Source organism: Serratia sp. LACPHL-BACT-2024-00286, from assembly GCF_043109535.1.
Lineage (GTDB): Bacteria > Pseudomonadota > Gammaproteobacteria > Enterobacterales > Enterobacteriaceae > Serratia > Serratia sarumanii.
Map to the genome: position 1 here is coordinate 18936 of NZ_JBICNA010000001.1, position 19227 is coordinate 38162.

At 64.2% G+C, this 19227-nt stretch carries 20 protein-coding genes, 1 tRNA gene and 1 riboswitch; of the genes, 11 read left to right on the forward strand and 10 right to left on the reverse strand.

The window, feature by feature from the left end; translation table 11 throughout:
* Together ACF8MC_RS00105 and ACF8MC_RS00110 are read left to right on the forward strand one after the other, a co-directional pair.
* Complete coding sequence (locus tag ACF8MC_RS00105; protein ID WP_060422474.1) at window positions 1-909, forward strand: hypothetical protein; 909 nt, start codon at window positions 1-3, stop codon at window positions 907-909.
* Window positions 887-2104 carry an O-antigen ligase gene (locus ACF8MC_RS00110; RefSeq protein WP_060425955.1) on the forward strand — a complete coding sequence of 406 codons (1218 nt, stop codon included), beginning with the start codon at window positions 887-889 and terminating at the stop codon, window positions 2102-2104. Before ACF8MC_RS00105 ends, ACF8MC_RS00110 begins: the two co-directional genes overlap by 23 nt.
* Here ACF8MC_RS00110 and ACF8MC_RS00115 read toward each other — a convergent pair.
* Together ACF8MC_RS00115 and ACF8MC_RS00120 are read right to left on the reverse strand one after the other, a co-directional pair.
* The gene (locus ACF8MC_RS00115; RefSeq protein WP_164104883.1) at window positions 2034-3143 is read right to left on the reverse strand and encodes a glycosyltransferase family 9 protein; all 1110 of its coding nucleotides are present in this window, start codon (window positions 3141-3143) and stop codon (window positions 2034-2036) included. The two genes, ACF8MC_RS00110 and ACF8MC_RS00115, sit on opposite strands and share 71 nt — an antisense overlap.
* Window positions 3144-3286: 143 nt before the next feature.
* Window positions 3287-3922 carry a flavodoxin family protein gene (locus ACF8MC_RS00120; protein WP_060425951.1) on the reverse strand — a complete coding sequence of 212 codons (636 nt, stop codon included), beginning with the start codon at window positions 3920-3922 and terminating at the stop codon, window positions 3287-3289.
* A 115-nt stretch (window positions 3923-4037) separates the two neighbouring features.
* Between ACF8MC_RS00120 and ACF8MC_RS00125 the strand changes: the two genes are divergently transcribed.
* The 3 genes from ACF8MC_RS00125 (at window position 4038) to ACF8MC_RS00135 (ending at window position 6015) form a co-directional block, all read left to right on the forward strand.
* Window positions 4038-4934 carry a LysR substrate-binding domain-containing protein gene (locus ACF8MC_RS00125; RefSeq protein ID WP_164104882.1) on the forward strand — a complete coding sequence of 299 codons (897 nt, stop codon included), beginning with the start codon at window positions 4038-4040 and terminating at the stop codon, window positions 4932-4934.
* Window positions 4935-5003: 69 nt separating this feature from the next.
* Window positions 5004-5591, forward strand: coding sequence for a nitroreductase family protein (locus tag ACF8MC_RS00130; RefSeq protein ID WP_039565279.1), 588 nt, complete (start codon window positions 5004-5006; stop codon window positions 5589-5591).
* Window positions 5592-5721: 130 nt separating this feature from the next.
* A complete protein-coding gene (locus ACF8MC_RS00135; protein ID WP_033654910.1) occupies window positions 5722-6015 on the forward strand; it encodes a DUF2623 family protein in 294 nt (97 codons plus the stop codon).
* A 13-nt stretch (window positions 6016-6028) separates the two neighbouring features.
* Here ACF8MC_RS00135 and ACF8MC_RS00140 read toward each other — a convergent pair whose 3' ends face one another.
* Window positions 6029-6598: an XRE family transcriptional regulator gene (locus ACF8MC_RS00140; protein ID WP_041035812.1), complete on the reverse strand. Its 570-nt coding sequence runs from the start codon at window positions 6596-6598 to the stop codon at window positions 6029-6031.
* Between the two features lie 38 nt (window positions 6599-6636).
* Between ACF8MC_RS00140 and ACF8MC_RS00145 the strand changes: the two genes are divergently transcribed.
* Complete coding sequence (locus tag ACF8MC_RS00145) at window positions 6637-7155, forward strand: GNAT family N-acetyltransferase (RefSeq protein WP_033654908.1); 519 nt, start codon at window positions 6637-6639, stop codon at window positions 7153-7155.
* Window positions 7156-7171: 16 nt separating this feature from the next.
* Entirely contained in the window at window positions 7172-7612 is a 441-nt protein-coding gene (locus ACF8MC_RS00150) for a DMT family transporter (RefSeq protein ID WP_033654907.1), read from the forward strand.
* A 56-nt stretch (window positions 7613-7668) separates the two neighbouring features.
* Here ACF8MC_RS00150 and ACF8MC_RS00155 read toward each other — a convergent pair.
* A tRNA-Asn gene (locus tag ACF8MC_RS00155) sits at window positions 7669-7744 on the reverse strand.
* 338 nt (window positions 7745-8082) lie between these two features.
* Between ACF8MC_RS00155 and nac the strand changes: the two genes are divergently transcribed.
* Complete coding sequence (nac, locus tag ACF8MC_RS00160; RefSeq protein WP_041035809.1) at window positions 8083-9006, forward strand: nitrogen assimilation transcriptional regulator NAC; 924 nt, start codon at window positions 8083-8085, stop codon at window positions 9004-9006.
* 36 nt (window positions 9007-9042) lie between these two features.
* Here nac and ACF8MC_RS00165 read toward each other — a convergent pair whose 3' ends face one another.
* Entirely contained in the window at window positions 9043-10506 is a 1464-nt protein-coding gene (locus tag ACF8MC_RS00165; protein WP_060436469.1) for an AMP nucleosidase, read from the reverse strand.
* A gap of 138 nt (window positions 10507-10644) precedes the next feature.
* Window positions 10645-12948 carry a phosphatidylglycerol--membrane-oligosaccharide glycerophosphotransferase gene (gene opgB / locus ACF8MC_RS00170; RefSeq protein ID WP_164104881.1) on the reverse strand — a complete coding sequence of 768 codons (2304 nt, stop codon included), beginning with the start codon at window positions 12946-12948 and terminating at the stop codon, window positions 10645-10647.
* 286 nt (window positions 12949-13234) lie between these two features.
* Between opgB and ACF8MC_RS00175 the strand changes: the two genes are divergently transcribed.
* Complete coding sequence (locus tag ACF8MC_RS00175; RefSeq protein WP_164104880.1) at window positions 13235-13975, forward strand: transporter substrate-binding domain-containing protein; 741 nt, start codon at window positions 13235-13237, stop codon at window positions 13973-13975.
* Here the strand turns inward: ACF8MC_RS00175 and ACF8MC_RS00180 are convergent, their stop codons facing one another.
* The 4 genes from ACF8MC_RS00180 to ACF8MC_RS00195 are packed head-to-tail and all read right to left on the reverse strand — an operon-like array spanning window position 13976 to window position 17131.
* Entirely contained in the window at window positions 13976-14911 is a 936-nt protein-coding gene (locus ACF8MC_RS00180) for an ABC transporter substrate-binding protein (protein ID WP_164104879.1), read from the reverse strand. It lies immediately after the preceding gene.
* A 35-nt stretch (window positions 14912-14946) separates the two neighbouring features.
* Window positions 14947-15714, reverse strand: a complete 768-nt coding sequence (locus ACF8MC_RS00185) for an ABC transporter permease (protein WP_164104878.1) — start codon at window positions 15712-15714, stop codon at window positions 14947-14949.
* Complete coding sequence (locus tag ACF8MC_RS00190; RefSeq protein WP_164097776.1) at window positions 15711-16451, reverse strand: ABC transporter ATP-binding protein; 741 nt, start codon at window positions 16449-16451, stop codon at window positions 15711-15713. The genes ACF8MC_RS00185 and ACF8MC_RS00190 overlap by 4 nt, the downstream gene beginning before the upstream one ends.
* On the reverse strand, window positions 16448-17131 hold the full coding sequence (locus ACF8MC_RS00195) for a TenA family protein (protein ID WP_047571442.1): 684 nt from the start codon (window positions 17129-17131) through the stop codon (window positions 16448-16450). Before ACF8MC_RS00195 ends, ACF8MC_RS00190 begins: the two co-directional genes overlap by 4 nt.
* A gap of 62 nt (window positions 17132-17193) precedes the next feature.
* Window positions 17194-17296: riboswitch (TPP riboswitch) on the reverse strand.
* A gap of 149 nt (window positions 17297-17445) precedes the next feature.
* Here ACF8MC_RS00195 and ACF8MC_RS00200 point away from each other — a divergent pair.
* Both ACF8MC_RS00200 and ACF8MC_RS00205 read left to right on the forward strand, forming a co-directional pair.
* Entirely contained in the window at window positions 17446-18468 is a 1023-nt protein-coding gene (locus tag ACF8MC_RS00200; protein ID WP_033635151.1) for an LLM class flavin-dependent oxidoreductase, read from the forward strand.
* A gap of 13 nt (window positions 18469-18481) precedes the next feature.
* Entirely contained in the window at window positions 18482-19216 is a 735-nt protein-coding gene (locus tag ACF8MC_RS00205; protein ID WP_164104877.1) for an SDR family NAD(P)-dependent oxidoreductase, read from the forward strand.
* Window positions 19217-19227: the final 11 nt, after the last annotated feature.

Sequence of the window (19227 nt, forward strand, 5' to 3'; positions counted from 1 at the left end):
ATGGGCTCTTTTTTTAAGCAGATCTACCGCTATTCCCACGCGCGCCCTTATCGGCATAACGAAAACCTCTGGCCCTACGTGAAGATTGCGCGCGGCGAGGGCGGTGAAATCGCCGCCTTATGGTACAAGCACCGGCCGGTGCCGATCGTCCCGCTGAGCGAACTGCGCAACAGTTGCCGGGGGCCGGCGTTGTTGACGGCTACCGGCCCGTCGGTGAAGGCGCTGCGCTTCGAAAATATTCCCGCCATGCCCGCGATCGGGGTCAACGGCGCCTATTGCCTGCATCGGCAGGTGGATTTTCACTTCTACGTCATCGTGGACATGGGGTTTATCGATAACCGCCCGGAGATCGTGCGCGATGTCATTCAACGGCCGGCGCTGACGCTGTTCACCACCGTGCACGGCGTGGCGCGCATTCTCGATCGTTTTGGACAGGCGGCGATCGGCTGCCGATTGGCGATTGTCGAAGACGCGGCCTGCAAGATTTACCGTCCCCGGATCGACAGCGGCGCGCTGTGGGATCACTACTGCCGGGAAAACGGCGTGGAGTTTTGCATCGCGAACCGCACGCTCGGCTTCAGCCAGGATATCCGCTGCGGCATTTTCGATGCCGGCACCGTGGCCTATTGGGCGCTGCAAATCATCGCCTATCTTGGCTTCAGGCAGTTGTTTATCGCCGGGTTGGACATGAACAACTTCCACCAGCCGCGCTTTTACGAAACGGAGCAGGATCGGTTACCGACGTTCCTGGCGGACAAAGTGGAGTCGCTGGTGATCCCCGCTTTTCGGCATGCCGGCGCGGTCATGCAAAAACAGCAGATCGCGATAAAAAACCTTTCCCCGCACAGCGCTATCGGCAGCGATATCTTCGAGAAGGTGGACGGCAATGTTTACTTTCAGCAAGCCTGAGCGGTGTTATCGCCTCGGCAGCGCGCTGTTTTTAGCCTTCGCATTTTTAAGCGCGATCTTTTGCGGGCAGACCCGCGTCAACAACCTGTTTCATCTGGCGGCGCTGCTGTGGCTGGCCGCCGTGTTCACCTGGCCGCCGCTGCGGCGGCAGCTGTGGATCAATCGTCAGGCGCGTTGGGGCGGCGGGCTGGCGCTGATGTTTTTGCTTTATTATTCCCTCAGCGCGCTGTGGGGCGAGACGCCGGGTGACATGCAGTCGGCCGTGACCCACAGCGCCTATATCCTGCTCTATCTCGCCTGGCTGGTGACGCTGCTAGACGGTGAGCGGCGTCATCAACTGCAGTGGGCGATGCTGGCCGGCATAACGTCGCTGTGCCTGTATCTGACGCTGGTCGACGCCCCGTCGATTTATCATCTGCGGGAAACCACCGCCCGCAATCCGGGGCCGAGCAACGTGATCGATCTGGCCGGTTACGCCGCCATCGCCATTTTGTTGAGCCTGATGATTTTCCGCGATACCGGGCAAAAAGCGGCGCTGTGCTTTATCCCGCCGCTGCTGGCGTTCATGGTGCTGACGCAAAGCCGCGGCCCGCTGATCGCGCTAGCGTTCGCGGTGGTGGTGGCGATGCCTTATCGACACCGGCCGGGACGATGGCTGTGGTTTCTGTTGCCCGGCGCGCTGGCTGTGGTTCTCGCCGTCGTTTACAGCGCGATCGGCGAAATGTTGCTTACGCGTTTTGGCGAGCTGTATCAACAGAGCTTTGTTCGCATCAGCATCTGGCGCCACAGCCTGGCGCTGATCGAACAGGCGCCGTTCTTCGGCTACGGCTTTGATAAGCAGCTTAACTTTCTCAATTACACCGGCGAGCTGAACCACACCACGCACAGCCTGTACCTTGGCGCGTTGCTGAAGGGCGGCTGCGTGGGTTTCCTGTTGTTGCTGGCGCTGTTGGGATACGGCGCGCGGCTCGCCATCGCGCACTGGCGCGCAGGGCGGCGTTGGGAGGCGGGCCTGTTTCTGTTTATGCTGGTATTTTACAGTTCGCAGGGCATGTTTGTGATCGCCAATCCGGCGGAGTTTTGGTACCTGTTTTGGCTGCCGCTGGCGTTGCTGCTGTCGCAGCCTAAACGGATCGGGACTGTGCGGACGGCAGCGCCGCCAGCGTCTTCTCCAGCACCTGTTCCGCCGCGATGATGCTGAGCGGTTGGCGTCGCTCAGCGGCACTCAGCGCGGCGCTGTCAACCGGCACGTGCATCACCTGATGCCGTTCGCTGTCCTGATAGGGGCCGGTATGCCGCGGGTTAGCGGTGACGAACAGGCTGACGGTGGCGGTTTTCAACGCCACGGCGAGGTGGAGCGGGCCGGTATCGCCGGTCACCAGCACCTGCAGATTGGCGATCGTCGCCAGCAGTTGCGGTAGCGTGGTCGCGCCGATATGGCTTACTACCCGCTGTTGCTGCGCCTCGCTCAAACCCGCCATAAACTCCCGCTCGAGGCTGTGCTCCGCCTTGCTGCCAATCAACTCGATCTGACAGTCGGGAGAGTGCGCCAGCAGCCGTTGCGCCAGCTGAACAAAGTGGTCGACCGGCCAGCGGCGCAGCGTTTCGGAAGCGCCCATCTGAAAGCCGATCAGGATCTTGCCCGCCGGTTTGGCGCGCGCAGGGAAAGCGACGGGAATGAACATCGCCGGGTTATCGGTGCGGCAGCCCAATTGCCCCATCATATCCAGCTTGCGCTGAATCAAATGGCCGCCGGTGCTGCGGCTGACGCCGGTCAGCCAGCGCTCCATGCCGCTCGGTTTGTTGCCATAAATGTCTTTGAACAGGTATTGGCAGCCGGCGGCGATGGCGACCAGCACATCGTAAGGCGCCTTCGAGTGCAGGATGACCGCCAGCTGAGGCCGGTTTTTTCGCAGGCGCCGGATAACGCCCAACATGTCTTTGGCCTTGTGGTCCCAGTAAATCACGTCATGAAAGCAGGGGCTGCCTTCGACCAGCTGCCGGTTTTTATGGCTGGAGACCAGCGTGATTTGCGCGCCGGGATAGCGTTCGCACAGTGCGCGGATGGCGGGCGTATTGAACATCAGATCGCCGAGGGCGCTGGTGGAGAAAATCACGATGCGTTCAAAGGATTGCTGCGGATCGAAGCTCGCTGCGGGCCGGAAATTGCCCGCGATGCGGGTATAGAGACATAAACCGGCGTTGGCCGCCGCTATTTTCCACTGTTTAGACATTGCAGTTCGCTTCCGCTTGAGATCGGCGGCCACCGTCTGGCGCCGCGTCGTATCATACAAGCGCGGCAACGGCGGGCCAATGGCCCGCAACAGATTGCGACAGATGCTAACGTTATGCTTGCAATTGCCTCCGGGCGCCGCGCTTACTCCTCCCACACCTGCGTGCTGCGCGGGCTGTCCATCTGATAATCCGAATAGGGGCGAGTGAAAAACTCGCGCCCCAGCTCGCGGGCGGCCTGCAGCGGATTGCGTGGATCGCGGGCGATCTCGCCGCGCTGATTGCCGGCGCCGTGCACCAGCCCAACGAATGCGGAATGGGTGTAGCGGCTGAACTCCTGGATCTGATGTACGATGCCCAACGCCGCGCCGGGGTAGGTCTCTTCCGACGCTACCGCCAGCCCGATGCGTTTGCCGCTCATGCGTTGGTGCACCTGTTCCGCCTGAGGGTAGGCGTTGGAATAGAAGCTGAACGAGCGATCGAAAAAGGCCTTGGTTTGCGCCGACATGCCGTACCAGTAAATCGGCGTGCAGAATACCGCGCCGTCGGACGGCAGGAAGTGCTCCAGAAACAGTTCGGCGTAGCGATCGGCCGGCGGCGGCGTATGGCGCTCATCGCTCAGAAAACCGCTCAGGTAATCATCGAGAAAATGCAGGCTGGCGGACGTGCCGGCTTCGGCGGCGCCCGCCATGATCGCCTGCGCCAGCGTGGCGCTGTTGCCGTCGCGGCGCGGGCTGCCGACCAGCACCACCAAACGTTTGGATTGATGAGTTGTACTCATGTCATGTTCCTCGGTATGAAGTGAATTCAGCTCTACTCTAGAAACAAGTAGTGGCAGGCGACAAATGACGGCTTTTCTGCCAGGATGAGCTCAACTCATCTCTAGAGGTTTCGCCATGTTCGCCACGCTGCCCGTCAACGCATTACGCACCTTTGAATCTGCCGCTCGCCTGCGCAGCTTCAAGCTGGCGGCGGCCGAGCTGGCGGTGACGCCGACGGCGATTTCGCACCAGATCAAAGCGCTGGAGCAACAGTTGGGGTTTGCGCTGTTCGAGCGGGTGCCGCGCGGCGTGCGGCTGACGCCGAAAGGCGAAACGCTGTTTGCCGGGGTGCACGGCGCGCTGCTGGACGTCGCCGCTACGCTCGAAGGCCTGCGGCCGCAGCCCAGCACCGGATCGCTGTGCGTCTCGGTCACGCACTCTTTCGCGGCGCTGTGGCTGGTGCCACGCCTGGGGCGTTTCTACCAGGCCTACCCGCACTATCTGGTGCGCCTGGAGGCCTGCGCCGAGGTGATCGATCTGCAGCAGGACGCCAGCGTGGACGTGGCGGTGCGCTACAGCCGCGCGCACTATCCCGCGCTGCATCAGACGGCGCGGCTGGAGGAAAGCTTTGGCGTCTACGCGGCGCCGGGGCTGGCCGCCGCCGAACCGGAAAACCCGGTGCTGATCACCGTCAAATGGGGGGATTCGGCGCTGTACGACAGCGGCTGGCGCGACTGGTGCCGGGCCGCCGGCGTGGACTGGTGGCAGCGCCATGCGGCGATGCGCAGCTATCACGAGGAGCATTACGCCCTGCAGGCGGCGGTGGCCGGGCAGGGGATAGTGCTCGCGAGCTCGGTGATGGTGTCCGATATGGTGGACAACGGTCTGCTGGTGGCGTACCGGCCGGAGGTGCGCGTACCGGGCGCCGCGTACAGCGTGCTGTGCGCGGCGGGGCGCGAGCGGCATCCGCCGGTCAGGGCGTTTCTCGCCTGGCTGCAGCAGGAGCTGCCGCAGGGCAATGGCACGAAATAAAAGTTTTATCGCCCTAAGCTGTGGGAATATCAGCGAACTTTTGTTTTTACTTCACTGCGAGAACCGACTATGAACCAGCCAAGAACTTCCGATTATCCGATTGATGCGCAATTTATCGAACGCTGGTCGCCGCGCGCGATGGCCAACGACGCCATCGACGATCAAACGCTGCTGAGCTTTTTTGAAGCGGCGCGCTGGTCGCCTTCGGCCTACAACATTCAGCCGTGGCGCTTTGCCTACAGCAAGCACGGTTCCGACAGCTGGGAGAACTACCTGGAATTCCTGATCGACTTCAACCGCGGCTGGGCGCAGCATGCCTCGGCGCTGGTGGTGATCGTCTCCAAAACCACCAGCCTGAACGGCGAACGGCTGGTGGACAACCCGACCCACGCGTTCGATACCGGCGCGGCCTGGGCCAGCCTGGCGCATCAGGCGCACCTGAAAGGCTGGCTGACCCACTGCATGAGCGGCATTCACCACGACAAGATTAAGGCGGCGCTGCAGCTGCCGGACGACTATGCGGTGCACGCCATGGTGGCGATCGGCAAACCGGGCGACAAAGCCCGCCTGCCAGATTTCCTGCAGGAAAAAGAGGCGCCTTCGGGCCGCCTGCCGCTGGGCAAGACCGTCAGCGAAGGGCTGAATTTCACGCTGTGATTGCCCGCTTACCCTCAGGCCCGCTTGGCGGGCCTTTTTTATGCGGCGAGTAAAACTTAGGGAGTATGTTCTCGCTCGCTCATTCGCTGTATATTTTGTTATATAGCGATGGCGTAGTGAGGAGGAAACCGTGGGTGACCATTTTGGCAAAGGGCTGTTGGCGGGGTTAAAGGCGGAGAGTCTGAAGCCGGAGACGGAGCTGTCGCGCTTTTGCTCCGACTATAAGCGCGGCTTTGTGCTCGGCTATGCGCACCATTTGGCGCAGCGCTGCGGCGACGAGAATCGGGCGGCGTTCGAAGCCGGGCAGCTGAGCCGCGCCTATGGCCTTGGCAGCGAGCCGATGAGCGAGTTTTTTTCCGGCGGCGACAGCCGGCTGGCGGAGAAGTTTTTCCGCGCCGGCTATAACCGGCCGACGCAGGGTTAGCGCGGGCGGGGCATCAGGCGGCGCTCAGCACCGCCACCATATACACGCACGGTTGATCGCTCTGGTTTTCAAAGCGGCAGTCCGCCGGTGGGCCGAGCTCCAGGCAGTCTCCCTCGGCCATGTCATGGCGCGCGTCACCTTCCACAAAGACCAACTCGCCGGATAAAACCCAGATCAGCTGACGCTTGAAGGCATACACCGAAGCCGGCATCGGGATCGTCGCGCCGGCCGGCAGTTCGATACGCACCAGATCGAGCGGCAGATCGGTGCGCGGCGACACGTGGCGCCGCACGTAGCCGCTCTCCGGATCGACCCAGACCGGCTGATCTTCCCGGCGCAGCAGCCGGCCTTCCTGCGTTTCCGCCCGGGCGATCAGCTTGGACATGCTGAGGCCGAACGCCCCCGCCAGCCTGGCCAGCAGCATCGCCGTCGGGCTGCTCTCGCCGCGCTCGATCTTATGAACCATCGCCCGTGAGACGCCTGCCTGCTCGGCCAGATCGGACAGCGACCAGTGGCGCGCCTCGCGTTCAAGGCGAATGCGTGCGCCGATCAGCTGATTTAGATTGTCTAATTTAATATTCATATCGTATTATTATAGTGGACAATTGGCCGGGGTAAACCATGATTATACGAAATGCGACGCTCAACGATAGCGCGGCGATTGCCGCCATCTATAACGACGCGGTGTTGAACAGCACCGCCATCTGGAATGAACAAACCGTAGATGCGGCCAACCGCGCGGCGTGGATCGGCGAACGGCAGGCGGCGGGCTACCCGGTGCTGGTGGCGGTGAACGGCGCGGACGAGGCGATCGGCTACGCGTCGTTCGGCGACTGGCGCGCCTGGGACGGCTATCGCCATACCGTAGAACACTCGGTGTATGTCCATCAGGCGCATCGCGGTGAAGGGATTGGCAAAGCGCTGTTGATCGCCCTGATCGCACGGGCGCGGGAGATCGGCAAGCACGTGATGGTGGCCGGTATCGAATCCGGCAATCAGGCCTCGATTAAGCTGCATCTGGCGCTCGGGTTCCGCGAGGTGGGGCGCATGGAGCAGGTGGGCGCCAAATTTGGCCAATGGCTGGATCTGACTTTCCTGCAGCTGACGCTCGACGAGCGAACGGCGCCGCCGGCGCGCTGATCCTGGAGACAGGGCGATGAATATGCTATTGCTGCTGATCGCGGCGGGAATGGGGCTGGTGGTGCAGAATCTGCTGATGGTGCGCATTACCGAAAGCGTCTCGACCATCCTTATCACGCTGGTGATCAACTCCAGCGTCGGTTTGCTGCTGCTGGTGGGGTTGCTACTGGCCAAAAACGGTCTCGGCGCGGTGGTGGAAGTGACCGGCGCCGCCAGGTGGTGGATGCTGCTGCCGGGGCTGCTGGGATCGCTGTTCGTGTTCGCCGGCATCCTGGGCTACCAAAAACTGGGGGCGGCGGCCACCATCTCGATCCTGGTCGCCAGCCAGCTGTGCATGGGGCTGCTGGTAGACGTCTACCGCGCCGGCCCGGCGGCGCTGCGCGACAATCTGCCGGCGCTGGTCGGCGCCCTGTTGCTGGTGGCGGGCGCCTATCTGGTGGCGAAACGCAGCTTTTGACGGCGGCAGAAAGCAAAAAGCCCGCTCGGGTTTCCCTGAGCGGGCTTCTCTAAATATGGCTCCTCTGACTGGACTCGAACCAGTGACATACGGATTAACAGTCCGCCGTTCTACCGACTGAACTACAGAGGAATCGTGTGAACGGGGCGAATAATAGCGGGGCGGTTGCGGCTTGTAAAGCGTGAAAACGCCCGACGCGTTCGTTTGCTGCAAGATTGCCCAACCTGCTGCTTTTTCTCGCTTTTATCGCTTATCCCGCGCGCAGCGCCGCCGGATTGCCCGCTGTTTGGCGCATTTGCCTGCCGATGGTGCAACGGCTGCCCTGCACGGTGGCGCGCGCCGCCCGGCGAACGGCCGTTGACCGCCGTATATCCCGCTTCCGTGGCCGTTTACCGACTCTGGCCTGGATCTTGCTGTGGTTGCCTGACCGGATTTCGGCATTCTCAATTTAGCGGCTCGCTGGAGGCACTATGAATTTCAGACGTCTGAAGTACTTCGTGAAAATCGTCGATATCGGCAGCCTGACCCAGGCGGCGGAGGTGTTGCACATCGCCCAGCCGGCGCTCAGCCAGCAGCTGGCGACGCTGGAGGGGGAGCTGAAGCAACAGCTGCTGATCCGCACCAAGCGCGGCGTGCAGCCGACCGAGGCCGGCAACATTCTGTATGCCCACGCGCAAACCATTCTGCGCCAGTGCGAGCAGGCGCAGAGCGCGGTCAACAGCGCCGGGCAGGCGATGAGCGGCCAGGTGTCTCTCGGGCTGGCGTCGGGCAGCACCGCGGCGCAGCTGGCGTTGCCGCTGCTGCAGAGCCTGCGCGATCAGCAGCCGGGTATCCTGCTCAGCCTGCATGAAAACGGCGGCGCGGCGCTGGCCGGGCAGGTGGCTAACCAGACGCTGGACATGGCGATGGTCTACGGCGCCAAAATGCCCGCCGGGCTGCACGCCATCGCACTGATGCGAGAAGATCTTTATCTGGTGGCGACGCGCGCGGTGCCGCATCCCGGCAACAGCGTCGAGCTGCTGGACGTGGCGCGGCTAAACCTGTTCCTGCCGCGCGAGGGCGATGCGGTGCGCAATCAGCTGGAAGAGGCGATGGCGCTGCGCAAGCTGGCTGTCAACGTGGTGGGGGAGATCGAATCCTCGGGCGCACTGAGCGCCGCGATCGCCAGCGGGCTGGGGGCGACCGTGCTGCCGGAATCGGTGGCGCGCGCGATGATCGGCCCGGCCAAGGCCTGGATGGCGCGCATCAATGCGCCGACGATGTCGGTGCCGCTGTCGCTGTGCATGTCGGGCCAACAGGCGCTGTCCGCCCCGGCGCTGCTGGTCAAAGACCTGCTGCTGTCGATCGCCGGCGGCCGCAGCCAGGAGAAGCGCGCGCTGGCGTTGGTGCGTTAAGGAAAAAATGGCCCGCCGCAGCGGGCCTGAGAACCGTTACCGGAACGGCGGCTCGTTGAAGGTGCGCAGCTTGCGCGAGTGCAGGCGATCGCCCTCGGCGCGCAACAGATCGATGGCGCAGATGCCGATCTGCAGGTGCTCGGAGATCGCTCCTTCGTAGAAGCGGTTGGCCTGGCCCGGCAGTTTTATTTCGCCGTGCAGCGGTTTGTCGGAGACGCACAGCAGCGTGCCGTATGGCACCCGGAAGCGGTAACCCTGGGCGGCGATGGTGGCGCTCTCCATGTCGACCGCCACCGCGCGGCTGAGGTTGAAGCGCCGCGCCGAAGCGGAATAGCGCAGCTCCCAGTTGCGATCGTCGGTGGTGACCACGGTGCCGGTGCGCAAACGCTGTTTGACCTCTTCGCCGGGCATGCCGCTGACCATCTTGGTGGCGTCGTACAGGGCGCGCTGCACCTCGGCGATGCTCGGGATCGGAATATCCGGCGGCAGCACCGCATCCAGCACGTGATCGTCGCGCAGATAGGCGTGGGCCAGCACATAATCGCCGATCTTCTGGCTTTCGCGCAGGCCGCCGCAGTGGCCGATCATCAGCCAGGCGCTCGGGCGCAGCACCGCCAGGTGATCGCAGATGGTTTTGGCGTTGGACGGGCCGACGCCGATGTTGATCAGCGTAATGCCCTGGCCGGTGCGCGAGATCAGGTGATAGGCCGGCATCTGGTGGTTTTTCCACGCCAGATCGGACACTGCCTGCTCCGGGGCGCGGGTTTCCGGCGTGATGTAGGTGCCGCCGGCGCTGGAGAGGGCGATGTAGGGGCTGGCCGGATCGGCGATCTGGGCGCAGGCCCAGCGCACGAACTCATCCACATAGCGGGTGTAGTTGGTGAACAGCACGAACGGCTGGAAGTGTTCCACCGGCGTGCCGGTGTAGTGCCGCAGCCGCGCCAGCGAGAAATCCGCGCGCAGCGCATCGAAATGCGACAGCGGGAAATGGCTGTCGGTGGCGTGGTACAGGCCGTCGGCGGTCTCGTCACCGATCTGCGCCAGCTCGGTGGTGGGGAAATGCTGCGCGATGCCGGCGCTCATCGAGCGATCGAGCGCCAGGCTGGAGCCGTCGATCACGTAAGGGAACGGGATCTCCTGCTGCGACGGCGCCACTTCGATATGGGCGGCATAATCGTGCTCCAGCATCGCCAGCTGTTCGGCCAGATAATGGCGGAACAGCTGCGGCCGGGTCACGGTGGTGCTGTAGCTGCCGGGATGGGTAAAGCGGCCGAAGGCGCGGGTTTTGTTCGGGCCGGACTGCTGCCCGTCCCAGCTGACGCGCAGCTCGGGATACACGAACAGCCCGGCGGCGCGCGCCTGCGCATCCGGCAGGGTGCCGTGGTTGATAAAGTCGCTGACCGCCTGACGCAGCGCGTCTACCGCGGCGTCATACAGGGCTTCCAGTTGATCGAGTGCCTGATCGGCGCTGAGGCCGCTGCGAGGTGGGGCATAGCTCATACTTTCTCCTTGGATGTCCCGGCTCTGTAGCGGGGTTGCGGCGTTTTACCGTCACAGGTTAGCCGAAGAAGGGCGTAAAAGCTTGGTCGAAATGACGGGCGCGGCAAAGAAAATACCGCGCCCGTGAAGGCGTGGGGATCAGGAGGAGGGGGAGGCCGCCTCGACCTTCAGCGACACCAGGCCGATGCCCAGCTTTTTCGGCGTGAAGCCGCCGCTGGCACTCTCTCTCGGCTCGGTCGGCGCCGGCGGAGTAATGCTGATCTTCTGCGCGCCGCGCGGGTTGTCGAAGCGCAGGGTGACGGTGCTGTCCTGTTCGCCGAGCGACACGAAACGCTCTTCGTCGCCGACGCGCACCGAAATCGGTTCGCCGACGTTATTGCCGTAGGCGCGGGCGCGCAGCACCAGATCGAAGGTCTTCGGCAGCGGATCGACGTAATCGATGTCGACCGCCGGCGCCAGGTTGGCGTCGGACCAGCGGCCCCACTCCTCGACGCCGGAAACGCCGGTGATGGCTTTCACCTGCTCCGGCAGGCCGGGCAGCATGAACTCGATGCTGTCCGCTTGGTACTTCATCGCCGCGTCGTCCACCTGCAGGCGAGCGACGGCGTTTTGGTAATCGGCGACGCTGTCCGCCGGCGGGGCGGTAAAGCTCACCTTGCCGCGGAAGCGTTCGCCGCTGGCCTGCACGATCTGCGGCGGCGAGGCTAGGGTGCCGGAGGCCACGCAGATGTCGGTGCTCAGCGCCAGCTGCGGCGCCCAGACCCGGCCGATCTCGTAGCATTTATCGACCCAGACGAATTTCTCCCCCGCGCCCAGCCCGGCCAGCTGCTTGCGCAGCGGGGTGGAAAGGTAGACGTTGAACATCGGTTCGATGCGGTTATCGCCCACCCGCAGAATGAACGGCACCTTGTAGGTGACGCCGGAGAAGCTGAAGCTGCGCTGGCGCGTATCCACGCTGTAGTCGCTGATGCGGTTTGGCAGGCCCCACTGGTTGATCACTGCCGGTTTCCAGCCGTTGATTTTTTCTTCGATGTTCAGGAACACCGTAGACAGCGACGGCGCCGACAGGCTGCTGCGGCCGAGGCCGATGTAGTTGTCGCCGCCCATCACGTCCAGCACCGTGGCGCCGTTGTCCAGCGTGCTGCGCTTCTCGTTGCGCTGTTCCGCCAGCGGCCGGGTGCCGTCGATGATGAAGAACAGGTTGCGGCGCTTCTGTTTGGTCAGGATATCGTAGGCGGTGTTGTTCATCGCCAGATGATCGGAGGACACCACGATCACGGTGTTGCTGAAATAGGGCGAGCGTTTGATCTTGTCGATCAGCGCGGCGATGTGTTGCTGGCTGCAGGCCACCGCGCTCAGCGAGCGGTTTTCCTTGTTCTGCCAGGCGTAACTTTTCTTGCTGCAGCCGGCGGAGATAAAGCCGTCCGGGTGATGGGTATCGACGGTCAGGGTAAACAGCGAGAAGGGTTGGCGCTGCTTGGACAGCTCGACGAACTTGCCGTACACCACGTCCAGCACGCTGTCGTCGTACCAGCCCCAGTCGTTTTTGTAGCTCGGATCGGCGACCTGTTCACGCAGCTCTTTGAAGCCGTAAACGTGGTCGAAACCGTGGGATTTCAGGAAGGTGTCTTTACCGGCGAACGCCAGCTCGGCGCCCTGATAGAAATAGTTGCTGTAGCCGGCGGCCTTCAGCACGTCGCCCAGGCAGACGTTCTCCGGGTAGAAGGTGGAGACCGCGCTGGAGGCGTTGCCGTCGAAGGGCGCGAACAGCGGAATGCCGCACTGCGAGGCGACCATGCCGGCGATGGTGTAGCCGGTGCCCGGCAGCTGCTGGGTGTTGCTGAAATCGATGCTGTCCGTGCGCAGGGCGTTCAGCTCGTCGGCCAGGCCGGGAAACAGCTCTGCGTCGAAGTAGGTGCGCTCCAGGCTTTCGGCATAGATGTACACCAGGTTCGGCCGCTTGCCCTGCACGGTCTTTTTCGGCGCCTTGTAGTAGGTGCTGAAATCGGCGGTATCGCCGACGATCTGGCTCTTGACCAGCAGCGAGATGTCCTGAAACGCCGGGGTGGTGCCGACCGAAAACAGCGCCAGCAGCACGGCGACGATGCTGTAGGCCACGCTGCTGCCTTTGGCCTTGCGGCGCAGGAGGCTGCGAGCCAGCACCGCGAAGATAAGCCCCAGCGCCGCCAGCAGGCCGATAAACGGCAGCACGTATTTGCTGATGCCCGCGCCTTTGAGGCTGCTGGTGACGGTGTAGATCACCGCGTCGGTGATGCCGTCGCCGGTGAAGTAGTTGCTGGCGATCAGGATGACGTTCAGCACCAGATAGCTGCCGAGCAGCGTCAGCAGAATGGCGAACCACCAGCGGTTGGCGGCGGCCCGGGTGCGATAAATCAAAATCGACGCCAAAAAGAGAACAAACGAAACGACTGCTAAAACCATCCGCCAAACCCTGTCTGATTGAAATAAAACCGTTGCTGCCCTGGTCTGCGCCGCCGAGCGTGCCGCGGCGCGAAAAGTGAAGGGTATAGCCTATTGCCGGCGGCGGAACAACGCGCGATCTCCCGCTACGGCCGACGAACGGCGGCTATTGTACATTTTTATGACAATAGTGTGACGTTAATCACGCCGGCGGCGGCTTCGGCGGCGAAAGCTTGCTGGTCGGAGGTTTCGCTCTACGCTTAATGAGCGCCACGACGGCGCGCCCATCAGCCATTCAGGAGGAAGTATGCAGACGATTCCCGCAGCGGTACTCGACGATCTGGCCCCGCAAGGCGTGTTGCGCGCGGCGATCAACTACGGCAATCCGGTGCTGGCGCAGGCCGGAGCCGGCGGCAAACCGCAAGGCGCTTCGGTGGAGCTGGCCGCCGCGCTGGCCCAGGAGCTGGGCGTGGCGCTCGAGCTGGTGACCTATGACGCGGCGGGCAAGGTGTTCGCCGATCTGGACAGCGGTGCCTGGAATCTGGCGTTTATGGCCATCGAGCCGGTGCGCGCGGCGCAGATTGCCTTCAGCGAGCCGTACGTGATCATCGAGGGGACTTACCTGGTGGCGAACGACGCGCCTTACTTTGAGGTGGCGCAGCTCGACAGGCCGGAGGTGCGCATCGCGGTCGGCCAGGGGGCGGCGTACGATCTGTTTTTATCGCGCACGCTGCAGCAGGCGCAACTGGTGCGGGCGGCAACCTCTGCCGAGGCGATCGCGCTGTTTTTCGACCGGGGGCTGGAGGCGGCGGCCGGCGTGCGCCAACCGCTGCTGGCCGCTGCGGTCGTCCATCCCGGCTACCGGGTGCTGGACGGGCATTTCACCGCTATCCGCCAGGCAATGGCGGTGCCGCGGCAAAAAACGCAGGGCGCCGCCTACGTGAACGATTTTATCGAGCGCTGCAAGGCCAACGGGCTGGTGAAGGCGGCCTTGCAGCGCAGCGGCCAGGGTGAGGTGACGGTGGCGCCGCCGGCCGCCTCGGCGTGATCAGTTCAACTCCACCGCGTACTGTTCCACCGGAGTGATTTTCTTGATCAGCTTGTTGTCGAACAGGAACTGTTCGTAAGCCTGGTAGCGGGCGCGATCCAGCTTGGCCGGATCGCGTGCGAACAGCGGCAGGCTGGCTTGCCACGCCTGTTGGTTCAGCTCGGTATTCAGCTCCGGGTGCGCCTTGGCGAACGCCAGCCAGGTGTCCTGCGGGTGCGCATGCAGGTAGTCGCTGCCTTGCTTCAGCGCGGCGAGGAACTTGCGGATTTTCGGCTCGTTCACCGCATCGCGGTGGGCGACGATGATCAGCTCGTCGTAGGTCGGCACGCCGTAATCTTCGACGTTGAACACCACCGGCGTCTTGCCCTGCAGCTTCAGCTCCAGCGCTTCGATGTTGCGGTAGCCGCCGATCACCGCATCGACCTGGCCCGCCAGCAGGGCGCTGGTCAGCTGGAAGTTGACGTTGATGAGCTTGATGTCCTGCGGCTTGAGATGCTCGTGTTCGACCATGGTAGCCAGCGTCGCCTGTTCGATGCCGCTGATCGAGTAACCCACCGTTTTGCCCTTGAGATCCGCCGGCGACGTGATGTTTTTATCCAGCGCGATCACCGTATTCAGCGGCGTGTTGATCAGCGTGCCGACGCGCATCAGCGGCAGGCCCTGATCGGCGAAGAAATGCAGCTGAGGTTGGTAGGTGATGGCGAGGTCGGCCTGTTTGGCGGCCACCAGCCGCGGCGGCAGCGCCGGATCGGACGGCGGCACGATCTTGACGTCCAGCCCTGCGGCCTTGAAGGCGCCGATCTGCTCGGCCACCATAATCGGCGCGTGATCGGGGTTGATGTACCAGTCGAGCACCAGCGTCAGCTTGTCGGCCGCGCCGGCCTGGCCGGTGATGGCGGCGCCGAGCAGCAGCCCGCAAACGGTTTGTTTGATCATGGTCGTTCCTTTATCCCTGGTTATGGTTGCAATCATCAGTCGTTTTCCGGCGCCCAGGCGATCAGGCGCCGCAGCAGCGCATCCACCGCGGCCCACAGCAGCACGGTCATCAGCACCAAAATAAACAGCGCGGCGAAGCAGACGTCGGTCTGCATGCGCGCGTTGGCGTTCAGCATCACGTAGCCCAGCCCTTCGGCCGAGCCGACCCATTCGCCGATGATGGCGCCGATCGGCGCGACGGCGGCGGCCATGCGCAGGCCGGAGCCGAAGGCCGGCAGCGCCGCCATCAGCCGCACGTGCCGCAGCTGCGCCCAGCGCGAAGCGCGCATCGTGCGCGCCAGATCGAGATAGTCGTTGTTGACCCGGCGCAGCCCGTCGAAAAAGGCCGACACCACCGGGAAGAAAATCACCAGCACCGCCATCGCCACCTTGGCGCTCATGCCGAAGCCGAACCACAGCACCAGCAGCGGCGCCAGGGCGAACACCGGTATCGCCTGGCTGGTGAGCACCAGCGGCATCAGCCAGCGCTGCAGGCGCGGCGAGAAGATCATGCACAGCGCCAGCGCCGCGCCGAGCAGCACGCCCAGCGCCAGCCCGCTGACGATCTCCGAAGCGGTGATCAGCGTGTGCCAGGCGAGATAGCCGCGCCCGTCCCACAGCGCCTGCGCCACCGCGCTCGGCGTGGGCAGCAGAAAGGCCGGAATGCCGCTTTGCGCCGCCAGCCACCACAGCAGCAGCAGGCCGACGAACACCGTCAGCCCGCGCCGCAGGCGGGTGAGGCCGCGCTCTTTGGCGATATTCATTGCGCGGCCCTCACCATCTGCTGCAGCAGCTCGGCCTGGCTTTTCAGCAGGCCGGCGTCATCCGGCGCGCGCGGCGGCCGCCCGCTGATGCGGTGGGTATCGTCGAGGCCCAGCGGCCAGGGCGACAGCACCAGCAGCCGGTGGCTCAGGCGGCAGGCTTCCATCGGGTCGTGGGTGATCAACAGCACGGTGTTTTGCGCCAGCAGTTCGGCGGCCAGGCTCTGGATCTCGGCGCGGGTGATGGCGTCCAGCGCCGAAAAGGGTTCATCCATCAGCACGATCGGCTGGCGTTCATAGAGCGTGCGGGCGATGGCAGCGCGCTGGCGCATGCCGCCGGACAGCGCGGCGGGCAGGCTGCGGCCGTGAGCGGCCAGGCCCACGCGCTCCAGCAGGTGCGCCGCCCACGCCCGGTCCGGCGTTTCGCCGCGCAGCCGCGCGCCGAGGGCGACGTTTTCTTCGACGGTCAGCCACGGGTAGAGCAGGTCTTTTTGCCCCATGTAGGCGATGCGCCCGGCGATCGGCAGGCCGTCGCTGCCGGTCACCGTGCCCGAGGTGGCCTGCGCCAGGCCGGCGATGATCTTCAGCAGGCTGGTTTTGCCGGCGCCGCTGGCGCCGAGCAGGGCGACGAAGCTGCCGCCGGCGATGTCGAAGCTCAGCCGGTCGAAGACGATTTGCTGACCGAAACGCAGGCTGAGATCCCGCACCTGGATGCCGGGCGGGAGACGCGGGGAGGTCATGAGGCGTTCAGCCCCATTTGCCAAAATGCCGATTCCAGCTGGGTGGCGGTGGTGAAAATCTGCGCCAGCTCGGTGAAGCGGCCTGGTGCGCCGCGCTGGTGGCCGACGGTTTCCAGCAGCTCGATGGCGGCGCGCACGCCGGCCAGATAGCCCTCGTCGCCGTAGTTGCGGATCCAGGAGGCGTAAGGATTGCCCTCCATTTGGGTGGCGGGATCGTGCAGCAGCCGCAGGCCGATTTCGGCATAGCCAGCCACGCAGGGCAGCAGGCCGGCCAGCAGATCGAGGGCGTCGCCGGCATGGCCGATATCCAGCACGTAGCGGGTATAGTTCATGGTTTCCGCCGCTTCCGGCTGGGCGGCGATCTGCGCTTCGCTCAGCCCCCATTCGGCGCAGTAGGCCACGTGCAGCGGCAGTTCGGCGACGATGCCGTTGAGCGAGGCGGTAGCGGCGCGCATCTCCGGCAGGGTGCGCAGCTTGCTGACCAGCAGCGCGTAGGCGCGGGCGAAGTGCAGCAGGAACAGATAGTCCTGCGTCAGGTAGCGGCGAAACGCGCGTTCGGGCAAGGTGCCGGCGGCCAGCTGCTGCAGAAACGGGTGATCAACGTAATCTTGCCAGTGGCTGCCGGCTTGTTGGCGCAACCGGCCGTAAAGACCGCTTTCGAACAGGGTGGTGATGGACATGGGACCTCCTTGAGTCAGTGGAGATCCGGGCACGCTGGGGTATGAACAGGCAACGGGTGAGAGCGTTGTTGCCTAACCGTCCCTTCGCTGGCATGACCCAGATCAGGTTCAAAGGGTTCGGCTTGCGCCATCTCAGCCCGTAACAGGACACCCCTCGGAGCTGCTTGTTATACGACATTTGTTTTTTGATTACAATCGCCGGGCGGCGCGGCGGCAATCGGTTCGTTTAGTGCGATCGGGGGCGATTTTGCTGGCGCAGGGCGCGCGGTTTTTGTCACTGTAGGCCGATGATTTGCCTTTGAGGACGATTCCCGATGAAAAAGATTGGTTTTCTCTCGTTTGGCCACTGGTCGCCTTCCGCCCAGTCCGGCACCCGTTCCGCGGCGGATGCGCTGCTGCAGTCCATCGATCTGGCGGTCGCCGCCGAAGATCTGGGGGCGGACGGCGCCTATTTTCGCGTACACCACTTCGCACGCCAGCTGGGGTCGCCGTTCCCGCTGCTGGCCGCCATCGGCGCCAAAACCCAACGCATCGAGATCGGCACCGGCGTGATCGACATGCGTTATGAAAATCCGCTGTACATGGTGGAAGACGCCGGCGCGGCGGATCTGATCGCCGGCGGGCGGCTGCAGCTCGGCATCAGCCGCGGCTCGCCGGAGCAGGTGATCGACGGCTGGCGCTATTTCGGCTATGCCCCGGCCGACGGCGAGAGCGACGCTGACATGGCCCGCCGCCATACCGAAGTGTTCCTGGAAGCGCTGCGCGGCGAAGGGTTCGCCGAACCCAATCCACAGCCGATGTTCCCGAATCCGCCCGGGCTGCTGCGGCCGGAGCCGTTTTCCGCCGGGCTGCGCGACCGCATCTGGTGGGGCGCCGGTTCGAACGCCACCGCCGTCTGGGCGGCGAAGCTGGGCATGAACCTGCAAAGCTCGACGCTCAAGAACGACGAAACCGGCGAACCCTTCCATATCCAGCAGGCCAAGCAGATCCGCGCCTACCGCGCCGCCTGGCAAGAGGCGGGCCATGCGCGCGAGCCGCGGGTTTCCGTCAGCCGCAGCATCTTCGCGCTGGTGGATCAGCGGGATCGCAACTACTTCGGCGGCGGCGGCAAGGAGGGCGATCAACTGGGGTATATCGACGCGCAGACCCGGGCGATCTTTGGCCGCAGCTATGCCGCCGAGCCGGACGAGCTGATCAAGCAGCTGGCGCAGGACGAGGCCATCGCCGAAGCGGATACGCTGCTGCTGACCGTGCCTAACCAGCTGGGCGTGGATTACAACGCCCACGTCATCGAATCGATTTTAACCCATGTCGCGCCGGCGCTCGGCTGGCGCTAAACGGAGGAGTAGCATGTCACGCATTTTCATTACCGGTTCGGTAGACGGGCTGGGCCGCGCCGCCGCGCAAACGCTGTTGGACGAAGGGCATCAGGTAATTCTGCATGCGCGTGAGCCCGGCCGTTTGGACGCGGTGCGCGATCTGCTGGATCGCGGTGCGCAGGCGGCGATTGGCGATCTGTCCGATGTGCAGCAGATCCGGCAGCTTGCCGAGCAGGTCAACCGCCTCGGCCGCCCGGACGCGGTGATCCACAACGCCGGTATGTTTACCGGGCCGCAGGTGATGCCGGTGAACGTCGTTGCGCCCTACCTGCTGACGGCCCTGATCGAACGCCCCAAGCGTATCGTCTATCTGAGCAGCAGCATGCACTTTGACGGCGTGGCGGAACTGAGCGGCGTGGACTGGCTCGGCGGCGCAGCCGGCTCCTATTCGGACAGCAAACTGTTCGTCACCGCGCTGGCCGCCGCCGTGGCGCGCCTGTGGCCTGACGTGATCAGCAGCGCGGTCGATCCCGGCTGGGTGCCGACCAAAATGGGCGGCGCGGACGCGCCCGACGATCTGGCGCTGGGGCATGTGACGCAGGCGTGGCTGGTGAGCAGCGATGAGCCGCAGGCCCTGGCGTCCGGCGGCTATTGGCACCATCAGCAGCGCCTCGCCCCCCACGCGGCGGTGCACGACGAGGCGTTTCAAACGGCGCTGCTGGCGCAGTTGGCGCGCGCCGGCGGGGTGAACCTGCCGCAGGCTTGAGGGCAGTGCTT

Excerpts from the sequence above, each read along its gene's own strand:
- ACF8MC_RS00120 (WP_060425951.1), bottom strand. The coding sequence starts at position 3,922 with ATGAGTACAACTCATCAATCCAAACGTTTGGTGGTGCTGGTCGGCAGC.
- ACF8MC_RS00125 (WP_164104882.1), top strand. The coding sequence starts at position 4,038 with ATGTTCGCCACGCTGCCCGTCAACGCATTACGCACCTTTGAATCTGCC.
- ACF8MC_RS00140 (WP_041035812.1), bottom strand. The coding sequence starts at position 6,598 with ATGAATATTAAATTAGACAATCTAAATCAGCTGATCGGCGCACGCATT.
- ACF8MC_RS00110 (WP_060425955.1), top strand. The coding sequence starts at position 887 with ATGTTTACTTTCAGCAAGCCTGAGCGGTGTTATCGCCTCGGCAGCGCG.
- ACF8MC_RS00165 (WP_060436469.1), bottom strand. The coding sequence starts at position 10,506 with ATGAGCTATGCCCCACCTCGCAGCGGCCTCAGCGCCGATCAGGCACTC.
- ACF8MC_RS00195 (WP_047571442.1), bottom strand. The coding sequence starts at position 17,131 with ATGTCCATCACCACCCTGTTCGAAAGCGGTCTTTACGGCCGGTTGCGC.
- ACF8MC_RS00180 (WP_164104879.1), bottom strand. The coding sequence starts at position 14,911 with ATGATCAAACAAACCGTTTGCGGGCTGCTGCTCGGCGCCGCCATCACC.
- ACF8MC_RS00190 (WP_164097776.1), bottom strand. The coding sequence starts at position 16,451 with ATGACCTCCCCGCGTCTCCCGCCCGGCATCCAGGTGCGGGATCTCAGC.
- ACF8MC_RS00200 (WP_033635151.1), top strand. The coding sequence starts at position 17,446 with ATGAAAAAGATTGGTTTTCTCTCGTTTGGCCACTGGTCGCCTTCCGCC.
- ACF8MC_RS00145 (WP_033654908.1), top strand. The coding sequence starts at position 6,637 with ATGATTATACGAAATGCGACGCTCAACGATAGCGCGGCGATTGCCGCC.
- ACF8MC_RS00205 (WP_164104877.1), top strand. The coding sequence starts at position 18,482 with ATGTCACGCATTTTCATTACCGGTTCGGTAGACGGGCTGGGCCGCGCC.
- ACF8MC_RS00150 (WP_033654907.1), top strand. The coding sequence starts at position 7,172 with ATGAATATGCTATTGCTGCTGATCGCGGCGGGAATGGGGCTGGTGGTG.
- ACF8MC_RS00115 (WP_164104883.1), bottom strand. The coding sequence starts at position 3,143 with ATGTCTAAACAGTGGAAAATAGCGGCGGCCAACGCCGGTTTATGTCTC.
- nac (WP_041035809.1), top strand. The coding sequence starts at position 8,083 with ATGAATTTCAGACGTCTGAAGTACTTCGTGAAAATCGTCGATATCGGC.
- ACF8MC_RS00105 (WP_060422474.1), top strand. The coding sequence starts at position 1 with ATGGGCTCTTTTTTTAAGCAGATCTACCGCTATTCCCACGCGCGCCCT.
- ACF8MC_RS00130 (WP_039565279.1), top strand. The coding sequence starts at position 5,004 with ATGAACCAGCCAAGAACTTCCGATTATCCGATTGATGCGCAATTTATC.
- ACF8MC_RS00185 (WP_164104878.1), bottom strand. The coding sequence starts at position 15,714 with ATGAATATCGCCAAAGAGCGCGGCCTCACCCGCCTGCGGCGCGGGCTG.
- ACF8MC_RS00175 (WP_164104880.1), top strand. The coding sequence starts at position 13,235 with ATGCAGACGATTCCCGCAGCGGTACTCGACGATCTGGCCCCGCAAGGC.
- opgB (WP_164104881.1), bottom strand. The coding sequence starts at position 12,948 with ATGGTTTTAGCAGTCGTTTCGTTTGTTCTCTTTTTGGCGTCGATTTTG.